Here is a 16,053-nt window from a genome sequence, read left to right as displayed (position 1 = left end):
AGAAGAAGAGGAATATTTAGCCCAGGTTAAACTAGAATTTGATAGTACTTTGTCGCTGGCCGATTTTATTTGGCAAAAGGCAGAGCTTTTAGACAGCTTAAATAGCTTAGCTAAAGCTAGCCAAAGTCCTATGGCTAAAGCACTAATTGAGGGTTTAATTGCACAGCTATCGGGAGCTCAACTAGGGCTCATTCAACTCAATACTATTGAGGATTGCTTTGCTCAAAGTTTAGCTAAGGTCAAAGTAAATAACTCGCTTAGAGCAGCAGAAAAAGAGTTAGGGTATGCATTTACCTTCTATCAATTTCAAGAAGAAATCAATGGTCTTGGCCTAAAAGTTAAACACCTAGGATTTAGCTACGGATTAACAGCATGGAAAGAGCAGATTCATCCTGCGATAAAATCCTTAGAAAAGCTCATCGCTTCAAAAGAGATTCCCAAAGAAATGGATCGTCTGCTTCTGCCTTAAGCAGTTGTATTTTTTGGCCGAAATTGTTGGCCCCTTAGAAAGTGCTGTTCCCCTAGCCTTTGCCAAGGCCGTAGAAAAACTAGCTAAAGAGATCAAAAGAGCAGACTTACAGGCCGCCCTTTTAGCCGAATTAAGCCAGTTTGATGACAAAAAAATAGAGGCACTATACTATAAAGAAGCCGTTAAACACAACTCCAAGAATTGGCGCAACCTAAGTGGTCGGGCGCATACCGCTTTCCTGGCCATAGACTCCTACAAAGATGCTTTTAAACAAGCTACACTTCCTCCAAAAAGGAGTTTCTTTCAAAGAGAGCAACAGTTCCATATTCATTTTGCTACTGCTGAGGGCCAGATCTATTCTATCAGCATAGATAGTCTTCTTATTCCAGCAGCTAAACAAAAGCCTTATTTTAAAGCCGCCAAACTAAGCATGATGCTCACAAAAGCTGGCGACAAAGCCAGTAGTAAGCAGTATGAGTTGCCATCTAGTACACCCACAACCTTTTCTGTAGAAGAAAAGGGAAATATAATTACCGAAAGCAGTTCTTTTACCATCATAATCAATGAGCCATTGGCCCAGGTTTTTTCCACAGAAAAGCAAAAGTACAAAGAACAAGCTACAGTGGTTAAAATTAAAGAAGCCATTGAACGAGATCCCACAAATGAAGAAGTTGCCACGGATAATGTGATAAAAGGCATTGAAGGCAAGAAGAAGACGGATTTTGTCATCAAGCAAAAAAAAGAAGAATATCTAATTCGAGAGGCCTCAGAGGGAGAAATGGATGAGCTAAGGGGCCAAATAGAGCCGAGCCAACAAAAGCAAAGTATAGCTCATTTTCAAATTGACCTTCAATCAGTTTATAAGGGCCTAAATGATGCTGGAGATGAAATTGTCAGTCTCTCATTCTCATCAAAAATACTTGATAAGGATAGCCCTATACTACTTATGCCTCAAATTCTTAGCTCTACCAATGTAATTATTAGCAAAAAACTTAGATAGTCTCAAAGCCCCAAACGAGAGTTTGGGGCTTTGTTCTTTTTGGACCTTCGGCCATTCCTGCATTCCAAAAGCCGCTGGACTTAAAAACAGTTGTCCTCCATAACATCAGAAGCAGGCGCTTTTAAGCTCCTGCGGCAAGAAAAATGAGGACCAGCAAGATTGGCTGCGGCCTTTAGGCTGCAGTAACCTCATTTATATAAGATTGCGAAGCAATACCACATCTGGCTGTAGGTTTCAACCTAAGTTTAAATTCATGAGGGTTTCAACCCTCATTTATATCTCATTGATAAGCAATACCACTTCTAAACGGTTTTGCAGGCGGCAAAGCCGCCGCAGGCTGAGGGGCTGTAGCAGGGCCGCCGCAGGCGGCAGACCCAGCGGGCGCAGCCCGCGCAGGGCCGAGCAGACCTGCGAGCTGCGCAATGGCCCGACCCAGCCAAAGGCTGGGGCAGCCCCAAAAAAAACTACTTAAACGCTTTAATGGCCAGTACCGACCAGCCGCCAATAAAAAAGAGGCCGCCAACAGGAGTTAATGGGCCAATAACGGCCAATACCCCGCCCGAAATGCCCATTACATCGCGCAAAGCCAAGAGATAAAGCGAGCCCGAAAAAAGCAAAATGCCCATGGCAAAGCTGATGCCCGCCCATTTTAATGCTGGAGCTCCAGCCAAACGCGCCCAAAGGCCAGTCGCCAAAAGGGCCAAGGCATGATAGTACTGATAGCTCACCCCCAACTGATAAATCTCTAGACGATCGGGCGTAATTTGCGCCTTGAGTGCATGCGCCCCAAAAGCACCTAAAATAACGGCCAAAGCGCCAAAAATGGCCCCAAGGCCCAAAATCCATTTTTCCTTTTTCATGACTTAGAAGTTCAATTTGCCCAAACCCTGGCGGATCAAATCGGGCGGGTTTTGCGTACAATCCACTACCGTAGAAGGCTGATGGCCACCAATGCCACCATCAATCACCAAATCGACCAGATGCTCATATTGTTCATGGATTTCGTAGGGATCCGTAGGGTATTCTCTAATCTCATCTTCCTCATCTAAGTTTTTGATGGAAGAAGAGAGCAAAGGCTGGCCAAGGCCCAAGACTAAATCACGTACAATGGGACTATTGGGCACCCGAACCCCCAAGGTTTTCTTGCGGTTTTTGAGCAATTTGGGCAAGCTGCTGTTCCCCTCCAAAATAAAGGTAAAAGGACCAGGCAGGGCCGACTTCATCAATTTGTAAATGCTGGTAGAATAAGGGCGGCAATAATTAGAAATATTGCTAAGATCGGCGCAAATAAATGATAAATTGGCCTTTTTGGGCTGAATCCCCTTGATGCGGCAAATGCGTTCGATGGCCCGAGGCTGGGTAATATCACAGCCCAAACCATAAACAGTATCGGTGGGGTAAATAATCACGCCCCCATTTTTTAGGACCTTCAAAACCTGCTCAATCTTTCGAGCTTGAGGGTTCTCGGGATGAATTTCTAATAACATAACTTCCTTATTCTAAATCTACCTGATTGGCCGCTTGAGCCATCAGTTCCAAATTTTTGAGTGCCGCCTTATAAATTGGGCTACTCAATTTCTCTTCTTCTAAAGCCTGCATTTGCTGGGCAAAAAAGCCAATAAAAGCAGGCAATTGCTCGGCAGCGGCACGGCTTTTCTCCAAAATAATTTCTTTATAAGGCTCCAAATCTTCAGGGCTTTCCAAAACGATCAAATCCGCCTTGGCCGCCTTCTTCAAACGCCCCTGATTCCAAGCCTCTAAGCGAAAGACATATTGGTCCAAAGAAGCCCGAACATGACTAAACGCAAAGGGAGAACGCAAATCTCGGTTCTCCAATCGGCGCCAAAATACAAGGGCCTCCTCTTTCGTGCCCTGCTCTTCAATAAAACCCAAAGGGAGCAAAAGCCCCCGCAACTGCTCGGCATCTATCTGTTTGCCCATAATCCAATAACTTATCTAATAATGAAACAGGGGAAAGCTTCATTGAGTTGAATAATTTTTTCGCTAACACTGCCCAACCAAAGCGTCTTGAGCGCAGTATGCCCCTTGGCCCCCAAAAAGATGAGGTCGGGTAGATGATCCTCCGCCCAATCATATAAATGCCCCGCCGTACTCAAGCGTCCTCGCTGAATCAATTGCAGCTCCATCCGAGGCATGTCTTTAGGCAGATAGCTGTCCAAGAAATTCTCATAAGCCTCCTTGGTACTCGATAAAAGCAGCTCCTCAAACTCCGCCTGCGTTTGATTGATATTATATATATGCGGATCGGGCATGCGATACACATGCACACAGTCTATTTGCGGCGGCTGCGGCAGACGTCGAGCCAAAGCACAAGCCGCCTGCAAAGCCAAAGCCGAGTTTTCAGAAAAATCTACAGGCACCATAAAACGGCCCAACTTCAATTGCTCGGCCAAAGGAGGCACAAAAAGCAAAGAGGAAGGCGAGCGACGAGCCAAGTTTCGACTCAAAACCCCAGCCCCCTGGGCCAAAGGCTTTTTGCCCAAAACCAACAAATCTGTCCGCTGCTCCTCCAATTCTTCCAACAATTCCTCCAATGGCTGCCCATTCTCTACCTCATAGGCCAACTGAATATTCGTCTGCCCCAAATGAACCTCCGCCAAAGCCTGCATACGCTGCCGCTGCTCTTCCGCAGAAGGAAAAAGTTTCCGCATCCGCTCCGCATCAGCCGCAAAAAGTTGCTCAAAAAAGCCCGACTTTTTTACCACATGCATCAATTCTAAACGATCTATGCGCACATACTGCTGCAAAAATTGCAAATAACGCAAACATTGCTCATCTGCCAAAGAATAATCTAGGGCCAATAAGCCCTCCCGAATACGGAAATTTCTACTTAACATCTTCTATAAAAAACTTGGGTCAAACAAAAGTGGTAAAAGCGATTTGGTCGAAGCTATCCGATAAATATCGCCTTTGTCCCCCTGCAATAATAATTGTATGGGCGCTTCTTGCCGCCACTCAAACTCAAATAATACCTGCCGACAAGCCCCACAAGGAGATATAGGACGCTCTACCCGCTCCCCAGCCGTTTTTACCCGAATCGCCACCGCCCGAATAACTACCCCCGGAAATTGTGCCGCCGCCGCAAAAACAGCGGCTCTTTCTGCACAAATGGTAGACGGATATGCCGCATTTTCCTGATTACTCCCCAATACAATCTCCCCATTCTCCAAAAGCGCCGCAGCCCCCACTCTAAACTCACTATATGGCGCATAGGCCGTGTCACAGGCCGCATGCGCCCTAGCCAAAAGCTCCGCCTCAATCGCTGGCAGCTCCTCCGCCTTAGAAAATAGTTCATAGTCGGCCCGAATCTCAATCTTTTTGCCCATCGTCTAATTTTCCTTTTACTTGAACCCAAAGCTTGTCCCACTAAGCGCTCAAGGTTGTTCACAATAGAAAAGCTTGTAAAGATAGACTTTTCACTAGGCTATACAAAACTATTTTGCCCCCTATATGCTGATGTTTATCTGCTGTTTTTTTGGGGCCTCCTGCCTGCGGCAGGCGCTACGTTCCACAGCTCGCTATTCGCTCGGCCCTTCGCCGCTTTCAGCGGCTCGGTCTGGCCCTGCGGGCCACTGCTGCACATCGCTAGGCCAAATCTGCCCCAAGCATTTTTTAAAGATATAGCCCTCCCTATAACTTTGATTTTAAAGGAGTTTTATTCCAAAATAAATTAAAACAAACTACTCAATTTAAAGCTGACTAGAAAATAATATTTAAGCTTTTCTTAAAAAAACTGGCAGCTATAATCCGAAAGCCTTATATTTGGTTTTGTTAAAAACTGAGACAGTTATCCACCCATGTTTTTGGAGTTTCTGGGCTGATTGCTCAAGCGCAAAACCATTGTTCTAATTGTACTCAATCCCTATTATATCTTATCATTTTAATTCTTACAATTATGCGTTTATTTAGCAGTAGCCTTCTTATCGCTCTTATGACTAGCTTTTTCCTCATGTCTTGTGGAGGTGGAGATCCCACAGCTAGCAATCCCGACATCGCAAAAATGAGCGATGAAGCCAAAGCCGAAATGGACAAAATGTCTACCGGTGCTTGCGAATGCCTTAGCAATCACGGTGATGAGCTCACTGCTTTTGTAGATGAAGCTCTTCCTTTGCTCAAAGAAGCTCAAACCAAAGAAGATGCTAACCCCATGGAAGTAATGGGTAAGCTTATGGGCTCTATGGCCAAAATGAAAGCCTTCGGCGAATGTTTCCAGAAAGTAGGCGACAATGTTAACGAAGAGCTTCTAGACGAAGAAATGAAGAAAATCATCGGCGAAGACGCTGACGGTAAAGTAAAAGAAAAGAAGCAGATGGAAATCATCAACGCTTTCTTGGGTAAAAACTGCCCCAAAGAACAGAAGGTATTCCAGAAGTTCATGGACTTCGGTAAAGAAATGGAAGCGCTTCAGAATAAAGGTAAAGAGTAAGCATATACTTTATGCCTAAACCTATTAAGGGGCTGCAATTCTTGCAGCCCCTTTTTTGTTTTATACCTTAAGCCAAGACAATTATGCGTTTCTTATTTACAGCCCTGATCATTAGCTTTTTCTTGCTGGCCAGCCCCCAAAAAGCCTTGGCCCAAAAAGAGGACAGCTCTTCTGTTGAAACAGATATAGCTAAGCTAAGTCCAGGCGCCCAAGCAGAACTAGACAGCATGGCTCTTGACATTTGTAACTGCCTACAGCAAGAGGGGAAAACGCTACAACTTTCCTTAGACAAAGCAATTGCCTTGCTCCAAGAAGCCCAAAACAAAGAAGAGCTAAATCCTAAGGAGAGGCTGCTAGAAGTACGTACAATTATGCTAAATACTCGGCCCTTTAGCCAATGTTTTGGAGATGCAAAGAAAAATAATCTAAGCGCTGCCTCTTCACAAGAACTACTAGAAATGGCCGGTAATCCTGCCCTAGAAAGACAAAAGTATACCGCTATTCTGAGTAGCTTATTAGCCAAAAACTGCCCCGATGAGCATGGACCAGAAATTTTTCAAAAGTTTAATGACTTTGGCGACGAAATGCAAGCCTTTAAAGAAAGGGCTAAAGAGTAAGCGGATCAACATTTTTCGCTTTGAACTCGGGGGCTGCAAGCATTGCAGCCCCTTTTTTTGGCCCAGCGCTGCGGCGGGGTGGCCGTAGGCCAGACCAAGTTTTTTGAGCGCAGCGAAAAAAACGCAGGGCCGAGCAGACCTGCGAGCCCCAAAGCATAGCGGCGGCCGCCCGCCCTTTTAGGGGCGGCCGCGGGCCCCAAAGCCCCTATCTACTTCTTGCAGAAATTTGTATCTTTGAAGAGCAGCCAAAACGGCAAAATCAAAACGCATTGAAAAAGTAGTGCAGAAAATAATATGGTACAGATCTCTAAAAAAGCCCTCTTTTGGGGGAGCCTCATGGGCCTAGCCATGATGGGAACAAGCTGCAAAACCAGCTCGAAAGTAAAAAAAGAAGAAGTAGTCGAGTACATTGACTATGAACTAGCCCCCGTAGAAGTAACCGCCAACCGCCTAGATTTTGATCGGGCCGTTTATAACCCCAGCTATACCCGCCGCAATGATTTGCTGCATACCGATTTGGAGGTTCGCTTTGATTGGAATAAAAAATACCTCTTGGGCAAAGCAAAATTGACCATCAAGCCGCTTTTTTACCCCACCGACTCTCTGCGATTAGATGCCAAGGGCTTTGATATTCAGAATGTAGCCATTTTGCAAGCTGGGCAAGAAAAAAAGCTGCAATATAAATATGAGGACCAAAAGAACCTCTTTATTCAATTGGACCGCAGTTATAGCCGAGAAGAAAGCTACCAAATTTTGGTAGAATATACCGCCAAACCCGATGAATTGCCCATTGGCGGAAGCGCCGCCATTACGGCAGACAAAGGCCTCTACTTTATTAACCCCGATGGCAAAAACCCCGATAAACCGCAGCAAATCTGGACCCAAGGCGAGACCGAATCTAGCTCTTGCTGGTTCCCTACTATTGACCGCCCCAACGAAAGGACCACCCAAGAAATTAAAATTACCGTTCAAGATCGTTTTCAGACCCTCTCTAATGGCCTACTCATTAGCAGCAGAAAAAATGAAGACGGCAGCCGAACCGACCACTGGAAAATGGAGCAAGACCATGCGCCCTACCTATTTATGATGGCCATTGGAGAATTTGCCCGTAGTACCGAAGAATGGAACGGCAAACTGCTCGAATATTATGTAGAAGCCGAATATGCAGAACATGCAAAGGCCATTTTTCCGCAAACTCCAGAAATGCTCAGCTTCTTTTCAGCCCGCCTAGGCTATGAATACCCCTGGCCCAAATACTCGCAGGTGGTGGTCCGCGATTATGTTTCTGGCGCCATGGAAAATACCACCGGCGTTATCTTTGGCGAGTATATGCAGAGAACTAGCCGAGAACTTATCGATAATACCAGCAATGAAGGCGTAGTGGCCCATGAAATGATGCACCATTGGTTTGGCGATTTGGTCACCTGCGAGAGCTGGGCCAATCTCCCCCTCAATGAATCTTTTGCCAACTATGGCGAATACCTCTGGTTTGAACACCGTTATGGCCGCGACTTTGCCGACTACAAGCGCATGAATGAGGTCCGTGGCTATATGAACCAAGCCGTTTTGCAAGATGATGCCCACCCCCTTATCCATTACGGCTATGAGGATAAAGAAGATATGTTTGATGCCCATAGCTACAATAAAGGAGGGGCCATTTTACATATGCTCCGCAAATATTTGGGCGATGATGCTTTCTTTGAAGGCCTCAAACACTATTTGCACAAAAATGAATATAGCGCCGCCGAAGCCGATGAGCTTCGCCTCGCCTTTGAAGAAGTGACCGGAGAAGACCTCAACTGGTTCTTTAACCAATGGTTCTATAAGGCGGGACACCCCAAGCTCAATATCAAACGCAGCTATTCGGATAGTAGCAAAACCCTAGTGCTAGAGCTAGAACAAACCCAAGACTATACCCAAAGTACGGTCTTTATCCTGCCCATGGAACTGGCCATCTATACCCCTTCTGCTGGCGATTTGCCCATCATTAAGCAGATCCGTATGGACCAACAAAAGCAGCGCTTTGAGTTCCCGCTCGATGAAGCCCCTACTTGGGTGGCCGTAGATCAAGAACGCATGCTCCTAGCCGAACGTGCCGAGGAACAAAGCAAGGAAGAATGGGCCGCCCAATATCGCTTTTCACCCCGCTTTCAAGATCGCTACGATGCCTTGCAAAAGATCAAATACGACCAAGGCGAAGAAAATATGCGCAAGCTTTTCTGGACCGCCCTGCAAGATCCCGCCTGGCCCATCCGCGCTATGGCTTGCGATTATGTAAAAGCACAATCTGATGAAGAGACAAAAAGCCTGATCGCCAAATTGAGCAAAATGGCCGAGGAAGATCCCCACTCTCAGGTGCGCATGGCCGCCCTCCAACAACTTGGCCGCATAGGCGATGCCAGCATTCTCCCCACCATCAAAAAAATTATGGGCAATCAGGAAGAAGCCTATAGCGTCATCTATGGCGCCTTTAAGGCCATTCAGCAAATTGACCAAAACTTGGCCCTTGAACTAGCCAAAGAACTAGAACAAGAACAAAACCCCACCCTACTCATGGGCATTGCCGAGCTCTATGGCCAAACTGGCGACCGACAATATCTGCCCTTCTTTGATACTAACTGGAAAAAAACAGAGAACTATGGAGCCATTAGCTTTTTTAGCCAATACCAAAAACTCCTGCTCGCTATTGCCGATGATAATTTGACCCTAGAAAAGGTCAAAACACTAAAAGAAATTGGCAGCAACCCCAAAAATGACCTCTGGCACCGCTATGCCGCAGCCAACGCCCTCTACGATTTGCAAAAGGCTTATTTTGAAAAATCGCCCTATGAGGAAATTCAAAAGGCCCTAAAGACGGTTATAGAGAAGGAAGAAAATAGTAATTTGAAGAATCTCTATCAAAACTGGAAAGTCAATTAAAACAATCAAGCGATTGGCCCGCAGGAGCTGGCTAGCTAGCCAGCTCCTGCTCCTTTGGGCCTGCCAAACCAGCCCCCCTGCCGAGCCCGTTGCCTTGGTGGAAGAACCAACTATCTACCAATATCCAAAGGATAGCCTTTGGAGAGGGCACCCTTTGCGCCCCGATCATCCCGATTACATCCATAATGCCTATCCCAATTATAGCGATAGCATTTTTGCCCTGCTCCAAAGCCAAGAGGACTTTAATTATCCCTACGGCAAAAGCGAAGAGGAAGTGCAGTTCTTTCTCTATCAACTAGAAAGCAAACGCAGGGCCCGCATTCGCTACCTGATGGGCCTGAATATCCCTATGCGCCCCAGCGCTATGGCCCAAAAACGCTACCTCAACCTCTCTAGTCGTGGACTCAAAGAGATTCCCTATGAATTGGGCCGTCTCCAATCTCTAGAAGAACTTTTACTCAAGTATAATAAGATCCAACGCTTTTCTACTAGCCTCTACCAATGTAAGGCCCTCAAACGTCTAGACCTTAGCTCTAACCAATTGCAAGAGCTCCCCAATTCTATTTATCAACTCCGAAAACTCGAAAATCTCAGCCTAAGAGATAATAAACTGAAGTTTCTCCCCACTGGCTTTTCTCAACTCCGAGAGTTGCGCAGCCTAGACCTCAGCAATAGCCACCGCTCTATGGCTGGCGCCTACAATAATTTTCGCTATCTTCCTAGCGCCGTTTATCGCCTCCCCAAACTGGAAAAGCTACTTTTGCAACGCTTGCCCCTACAGCAGTTTGCCATAAATGTCCAACAAATGAAATCGCTCAGAGTACTGAGCATTGCCGGCTGCTACCAACTCCCCCTAGATAACAATCTTAAATTGTTGGCCCAATTACCCCATCTAGAGGTCCTCGATATCTCTTTCTTAGGCCGCCAAACCCTCCCCAAAAGCATCGAGCGCTTCAAACACCTAAAGGTGCTCATCTGGCAAGAGGAAAATGGCGTTAATGAACAGGCCATTAAGGCCCTGAAAAAAATATTACCCAATACCCGCATCTATTGGGGCGCCCCAGGCGAAAAACGCCCCTTTTTACGAGCCAATTCTATCGAAACGATTATTCAATAATGAGCCATTCTACCTTTCTTCCCATCCAAGATTATCAACTACATTATCAACTGATTGGCAACTTTGCCCCCCAAAAGCCCCTTTTGGTCTTCTTGCATGAAGGCCTAGGGGCTTTGCCACTCTGGAAGGGCTGGCCCCAAGAACTAGCCAAAGCGCTAGATTGCCCCATCCTGCTCTACGAACGCAGAGGCTATGGCCAATCAGATCCCTTGCCTCTCCCCCGCCCCAAAAATTATCTCGAAAAAGATGGGGTGGAAGAACTATACGCTTTGCTCCAATCCCTAAAGGTCCAACAGCCTATCCTTATCGGTCATAGCGATGGCGGCAGCATTGCCCTAGCCTATGCGGCCCAATACAAACTGAAGGCCCTGGCCGTTTTGGCCGCTCATATTTATGTGGAGGAGCTAACGCTGGCCGGCATTCGTGCCGTAAAAAACAATCCCCAGCTTCCGAAAATTATTCAGAAACTGGGGAAATATCATGGGGCCGAAAGCCCCCGCATTTTCTCGGCTTGGGCCGATACTTGGCTGCGCGCCGATTTTAAATCTTGGAATATCACTCCACTTTTGCCCCAAATTCAAGCCCCCGCTTTTGTCTTGCAAGGCGAGGCGGATGAATATGCTAGCCCCAAGCACCTCAGCGATATTTTTGAAGGTTTGGGGAGTACAGACAAAGAACAACATCTTTTGCCCAACTGCGGCCATAGTCCGCATATTCAAGCCAGAACAGCCCTAAATGCCCTTCTCCTGCCCTTCCTGAGCCGCCAAATCAGCCTGTAGGCCCAATAAGAAATGGCGAATCTCCTCTAGCTTTGCGATCATCTGCTTCTGACTTTGGTCCAAATTTGCCCGCCGATGAATCTCTTTTTTGGCCCCCTCTACCGTGAAGCCCTTTTCATGCAAAAGGTATTTGACCACCAACATGCGCTGCACGCCATGCTCGGTGTAATCCGTTGCCTTTCGCCCCTTTTTTCCAAGAAAAAAGGCAAACTCTCTGGCCCAATTACGCAAGGTGGCCGTTGATACATCTAACTTTTCTGCTAACTCCTTGGGCTTCATCCTAATCGTTTTTTTATGATAGATTTTTGGGGCCTCCGCCTCCCTTCGGTCGTCGGCGCTACGCTTTAGGGCTCGCAGGTCTGCTCGGCCCTTCGCCAGCAAGCTGGCTCGGTCTGGCGCTCTGCGCCACCCTGTCGCATCGCTAGGCCAGGCGCTGCGCGCCTTCTGCTACACATCGGTTACTTCCTTCGGTCGTCGAACTGCGCCCTAAAGGGCTTGTTGTGGCCTGCGGCCCTAAAGGGCCTGCAAAACCGCAACAAAAGGACCTACTTATGTATCGATAGGGCCTGATTCTGCTGCGAAGCATAGCGAATAAACTCCTTATACTCCTGATTATCTAGACCATCTCGGCAAAAGGGCAAGGGATTCACTTTTTTGCCCTTATATACCACCTCATAATGAAGGTGCGGCGCCGTAGAAGCCCCAGTATTGCCCACTCGACCAATAATTTCTCCCCGCTTTACCTTCTCACCAGCCTTTACTTCTACCTTAGACATATGTGCGTAGAGGGTTTTGTAGCCATGTCCATGGTCAATAATAACATGACGACCATAGCCCGTCCGCTTAAGGACCACCTTGGCCACTTTTCCGTTGCCCGTAGCATAAATAGGCGTGCCAATCGGTGCCCCAAAGTCAATGCCCGTATGCATCTTCAAGATCTTGTAAATAGGGTGCTTTCTGTAACCAAAACCAGAAAGATACTCGATGCGGCGCTGTAGTCTGCGCAGCGGACGAATCGAGGGAATAGCTTGTAGAAGTTCTTGTTTCTCTTTGGCGGCTAACAAAACTTCTTCCTGAGCTTTGGCCATAAGCGCCAGCCGCTGGCGCATTTGTAAGACCCGCTCCAAAAGTTCTTTAATGAGCTCTGCATCCGATAGATTTTCTAGGCCCGCATATTTATTGCTGCCGCCTCGCCCTCCTGTCCAATAGGCTTCGTCATTCGGGTCGAGCTCCAACACTTGGCGATAGATAGCCACATCTCTCTCATGTAGGTTTTCTAGCGCTTCCTCCATCAGGTCCAATTGGTCAGTCATCTCCTCATACCTAGACTTAATGAGCTTCAACTCATGCGCCTCTTGCTTATCATCTGTTGGCTTGGCCGAAGCCAAATATACAATGCCGATAGAAAAACCGACAATCATGACAAAAAAGAGAGCCAACTGCAAATACCGCTTGCGCTTAGAGACCTTTACCTTCTCGTAACGCAGGGTCTGCGGGTTATATATATACTTATCCTTAGACATATGATTTCTAATTTTGCGAAAATGCCAAGCAAAATTAAGAATATTCACTTAAAGGACAAATTTTAGCGCTTTAAGGCAGGGATTTAACTACTTAGGGCCTTTTTTGAGCTGAAAAACCCTATCTTTCGGCGTCTTTTTTAACGGTCTAGCAGGGCGCGAAGCGCCCGCAGGCTGAGGGATGGATAAGGGGGGCCGAAGGCCAGACCAAGCGGGCAAAGCCCGCGCAGGGCCGAGCGAACAGCGAGCCCTGACACAGCCCGACCCGAGCCAAAGGCGAGGGGCAGCCCCAAATCATCCTGTAGATCATCTAAATCCGAAAACTTAGTACTAGTATTTTAGAGCGTTTATGAAAACAGCAAAAGCGATCCGACAAGAGTTTCTAGACTTTTTTGAAAGTAAGGGCCACCAAATTGTAGCCTCCGCTCCTGTCGTTAACCAAAATGACCCAACCCTGATGTTTATCAACTCAGGCATGGCACAGTTTAAAGATTATTTTTTGGGCAATCAGGAAAGTCCCTCGCCCAGAATTGCCGATACCCAAAAGTGTTTGCGGGTATCGGGCAAGCATAATGATTTGGAAGATGTGGGCCGAGATAGCTACCACCAAACTCTTTTTGAGATGTTGGGCAACTGGTCTTTTGGCGACTACTTTAAGCAAGAAGCCATTGATTGGGCTTGGGAACTGCTCACAGAACGCTACGGCATTGACCCCGAACGCCTTTATATTACTGTTTTTGGCGGCGATGAAGCCGATGATCTCCCCGCCGATGAGGAGGCCGAAAAAATGTGGGAGAAATGGGTGCCCAAAGATCGCATCCTGCGCTTTGACCGCAAAGATAATTTTTGGGAAATGGGCGATCAGGGACCTTGTGGCCCCTGTGCCGAGATTCATATTGACCTGCGTTCGGAGGAAGAACGGGCCGCTAAGGATGGCAAGGAGCTGGTGAATATGGACGACCCCATGGTGATTGAGATTTGGAACCTGGTCTTTATGCAGTTTAACCGCATGGCCGATGGCAAATTGGTCCCGCTCAAAAATAAACATATTGATACGGGCATGGGCCTAGAGCGCCTTTGTATGGTGCTGCAAAATAAAACCTCTAATTATACGACCGACCTCTTTAGCCCGATTATCGAAAAGATTGAGGCGCTCAGTGGTTTTGAATATAAGGATGATTATTCGCCCAAAGCGTTGAGCGATATTGCCATGCGTGTTATTGCCGACCATGTTCGGGCGGTGGCTTTGGTCATTGCCGACGGACAACTGCCCTCTAATACTGGGGCCGGCTATGTGGTCCGCCGCGTACTGCGCCGAGCCGTCCGCTATTATTTTAGCTTCCTTAACCGCCAAGAACCCATGATCCATTTGTTGGTGCCCGTGGTTGCTGAAATGTTTAAGGAGGTGTTTCCAGAGTTGGCCGCCCAAGAAGATTTCATTTGCAAAATGGTAAAATCGGAAGAAGAGGCCTTCTTGCGCACTTTGGCCAATGGACTCAAGCGAATTGAGCAATTGGAGATCCAAAATAATGAGCTGCCCGGCCAAACCGCCTTTGAACTCTTTGATACCTTTGGTTTTCCTATTGACTTGAGCTTGCTCATTGCCAAAGAGAAAGGCTGGACCGTAGACCTCAAGGGCTTTCAGGCCGCTTTGGCCGAGCAGAAAAAACGCTCGCAGGCAGATGCCGCCAAAGATGTAGCCGATTGGGTGATCCTTGAAGAAGGACAAACCGAATTTGTAGGCTATGAAAAAGATAGCTGCCAAAGTCGCTTGCTCAAGTACCGCAAGCTGGTGGTGAAAAAGAAAACCCAATACCAATTGGTCCTAGAACAAACGCCTTTCTACCCTGAAGGTGGGGGACAAGTAGGCGATACCGGCCTACTCTTCTTTGGCGAGGAGAAAATCCCGGTGATCAATACGCTCAAAGAAAATGATCTCATCATTTCTATTACGACGAAGTTGCCCGAGCAATTGGACCAAGTCGTACGGGCAGAGATTAACGCCCCCAAACGCCGACTCACCGAAAACAACCACTCGGCTACGCACCTCTTGCATGCCGCTTTGCGCCAAGTCTTGGGCCATCATGTACAACAAAAAGGCTCTTTGGTCAATGCAGATTTGCTCCGTTTCGATTTCTCGCATTTTGAGAAAATGACCGCCGAGCAAGTCGTAGAGGTAGAGCGTTTGGTCAATAAAAAGATTCGGGAAAATATCAGCCTTAAGGAGCAAAGAGATTTGCCCATTGAGCAAGCCAAAGAAGAAGGCGCAATGATGCTATTTGGCGAAAAATACAGCGATCAGGTCCGAGTAATTACCTTTGACGATAGCTATTCTAAAGAACTTTGTGGCGGTTGCCATGTTTCGGCTACCGGTAAAATTGGCCTGTTTAAGATTCGGGAAGAAAGCTCTGTAGCCGCAGGCGTTCGCCGTATTGTGGCCCTCACTGCCGATGTGGCAGAAGAGTACCTACGCAAGGAAAGCCAAGAATTGACAGAGGTGAAAAGCCGCTTTAATAATCCTAAAAAGCTTTTGACGGTTATTGATAAGCTCCTTGAGGACCAAAAAGCCCTACAAAAGGAATTAGAACAGCTCTTGCTCCAACAAGCTCAAGCCGAAAAGGCAGACCTTTTGGCCCAAGCCCAAGAAATTGGCGATGTGCAGCTCGTGAGCGGTCAACTCTCGGTTTCCGATAAAGATGCCATCAAACAGATTTGTCAAGAGATTGGCCAACAACTGCCCAGAGCCGTAGTCGCTCTAGCCGCCGCCGATGGCGCAAAGGCTAGCCTCACGATTTCTATGAGCAGAGAGCTAGCTCAAGAAAAAGGCTGGAATGCAGGCAAATGGATCAAACAAGCCGCTAAACACATTAAAGGTGGCGGAGGCGGACAGCCTTTCTTTGCTACCGCAGGTGGCAAGAACCCAGCGGGCATCCCCGCCGCTTTGGCCGAAGTTAAAGACTTGGTAGAAGAAAACTAAGGCCATACAGATATAGTAAAGGGGCTGTCGGATGATCCGACAGCCCCTTCTTTTTTTGCCCTTAGCGAGACGGTTTAAGATTTTGTGCTTCCCCTTTTTGCTGCCTAGGGACAAGCCCCTAGGCTAGCTTTTTTGGACAGCCCTCTAAAGAGGGCCTTTGGATAAGGTTATTATCTGCTATAACAACTAAGCAAAGCCCTCTATATAA

Annotated in this window: 14 protein-coding genes and 1 pseudogene; 8 read left to right on the top strand and 7 right to left on the bottom strand. The window is 47.1% G+C overall.

Features of this window, described 5'->3' with window-relative positions:
- Positions 1 to 469: pseudogene (locus SAPGRDRAFT_RS23515) on the top strand (hypothetical protein); the annotation flags it as partial.
- Between the two features lie 13 nt (positions 470 to 482).
- Complete coding sequence (locus tag SAPGRDRAFT_RS23510) at positions 483 to 1,469, top strand: hypothetical protein (RefSeq protein WP_002659566.1); 987 nt, start codon at positions 483 to 485, stop codon at positions 1,467 to 1,469.
- Between the two features lie 464 nt (positions 1,470 to 1,933).
- Here SAPGRDRAFT_RS23510 and SAPGRDRAFT_RS12395 read toward each other — a convergent pair whose 3' ends face one another.
- Genes SAPGRDRAFT_RS12395 through cdd form a run of 5 tightly spaced genes read right to left on the bottom strand, consistent with a single transcriptional unit; the run spans position 1,934 to position 4,816 of the window.
- Positions 1,934 to 2,329, bottom strand: coding sequence for a DUF423 domain-containing protein (locus tag SAPGRDRAFT_RS12395; RefSeq protein ID WP_002659565.1), 396 nt, complete (start codon positions 2,327 to 2,329; stop codon positions 1,934 to 1,936).
- A 3-nt stretch (positions 2,330 to 2,332) separates the two neighbouring features.
- A complete protein-coding gene (locus SAPGRDRAFT_RS12390) occupies positions 2,333 to 2,956 on the bottom strand; it encodes an L-threonylcarbamoyladenylate synthase (protein ID WP_002659564.1) in 624 nt (207 codons plus the stop codon).
- A 7-nt stretch (positions 2,957 to 2,963) separates the two neighbouring features.
- The gene (locus tag SAPGRDRAFT_RS12385) at positions 2,964 to 3,410 is read right to left on the bottom strand and encodes a hypothetical protein (protein WP_002659563.1); all 447 of its coding nucleotides are present in this window, start codon (positions 3,408 to 3,410) and stop codon (positions 2,964 to 2,966) included.
- 11 nt (positions 3,411 to 3,421) lie between these two features.
- On the bottom strand, positions 3,422 to 4,327 hold the full coding sequence (locus SAPGRDRAFT_RS12380) for a universal stress protein (RefSeq protein ID WP_002659562.1): 906 nt from the start codon (positions 4,325 to 4,327) through the stop codon (positions 3,422 to 3,424).
- A 3-nt stretch (positions 4,328 to 4,330) separates the two neighbouring features.
- Positions 4,331 to 4,816, bottom strand: coding sequence for a cytidine deaminase (gene cdd / locus SAPGRDRAFT_RS12375; protein WP_002659561.1), 486 nt, complete (start codon positions 4,814 to 4,816; stop codon positions 4,331 to 4,333).
- 569 nt (positions 4,817 to 5,385) lie between these two features.
- On the opposite strand from cdd, the gene SAPGRDRAFT_RS12365 reads away from it, so the two are divergent.
- The 5 genes from SAPGRDRAFT_RS12365 (at position 5,386) to SAPGRDRAFT_RS12345 (ending at position 11,348) form a co-directional block, all read left to right on the top strand.
- Positions 5,386 to 5,916, top strand: a complete 531-nt coding sequence (locus SAPGRDRAFT_RS12365) for a hypothetical protein (protein ID WP_002659560.1) — start codon at positions 5,386 to 5,388, stop codon at positions 5,914 to 5,916.
- 83 nt (positions 5,917 to 5,999) lie between these two features.
- Complete coding sequence (locus SAPGRDRAFT_RS12360) at positions 6,000 to 6,533, top strand: hypothetical protein (protein WP_002659559.1); 534 nt, start codon at positions 6,000 to 6,002, stop codon at positions 6,531 to 6,533.
- A gap of 294 nt (positions 6,534 to 6,827) precedes the next feature.
- The gene (locus SAPGRDRAFT_RS12355) at positions 6,828 to 9,452 is read left to right on the top strand and encodes a M1 family aminopeptidase (RefSeq protein ID WP_002659558.1); all 2,625 of its coding nucleotides are present in this window, start codon (positions 6,828 to 6,830) and stop codon (positions 9,450 to 9,452) included.
- Between the two features lie 13 nt (positions 9,453 to 9,465).
- On the top strand, positions 9,466 to 10,569 hold the full coding sequence (locus SAPGRDRAFT_RS12350) for a leucine-rich repeat domain-containing protein (RefSeq protein ID WP_002659557.1): 1,104 nt from the start codon (positions 9,466 to 9,468) through the stop codon (positions 10,567 to 10,569).
- Positions 10,569 to 11,348 (top strand): alpha/beta fold hydrolase, encoded by a 780-nt coding sequence (locus tag SAPGRDRAFT_RS12345; protein ID WP_002659556.1) that lies wholly within the window; start codon positions 10,569 to 10,571, stop codon positions 11,346 to 11,348. Before SAPGRDRAFT_RS12350 ends, SAPGRDRAFT_RS12345 begins: the two co-directional genes overlap by 1 nt.
- On the opposite strand, the gene SAPGRDRAFT_RS12340 is transcribed toward SAPGRDRAFT_RS12345, so the two are convergent.
- Positions 11,301 to 11,627, bottom strand: a complete 327-nt coding sequence (locus tag SAPGRDRAFT_RS12340) for a MerR family transcriptional regulator (protein ID WP_002659555.1) — start codon at positions 11,625 to 11,627, stop codon at positions 11,301 to 11,303. The two genes, SAPGRDRAFT_RS12345 and SAPGRDRAFT_RS12340, sit on opposite strands and share 48 nt — an antisense overlap.
- Positions 11,628 to 11,893: 266 nt before the next feature.
- On the bottom strand, positions 11,894 to 12,871 hold the full coding sequence (locus tag SAPGRDRAFT_RS12335; protein WP_002659554.1) for a M23 family metallopeptidase: 978 nt from the start codon (positions 12,869 to 12,871) through the stop codon (positions 11,894 to 11,896).
- A gap of 346 nt (positions 12,872 to 13,217) precedes the next feature.
- Here SAPGRDRAFT_RS12335 and alaS point away from each other — a divergent pair, with 346 nt between their 5' ends.
- The gene (alaS, locus tag SAPGRDRAFT_RS12330) at positions 13,218 to 15,845 is read left to right on the top strand and encodes an alanine--tRNA ligase (RefSeq protein ID WP_002659553.1); all 2,628 of its coding nucleotides are present in this window, start codon (positions 13,218 to 13,220) and stop codon (positions 15,843 to 15,845) included.
- Positions 15,846 to 16,053 lie beyond the last annotated feature (208 nt).

This window comes from Saprospira grandis DSM 2844 (assembly GCF_000275825.1).
Lineage (GTDB): Bacteria > Bacteroidota > Bacteroidia > Chitinophagales > Saprospiraceae > Saprospira > Saprospira grandis_A.
This window is presented reverse-complemented; position numbering and strand designations above follow the sequence as displayed.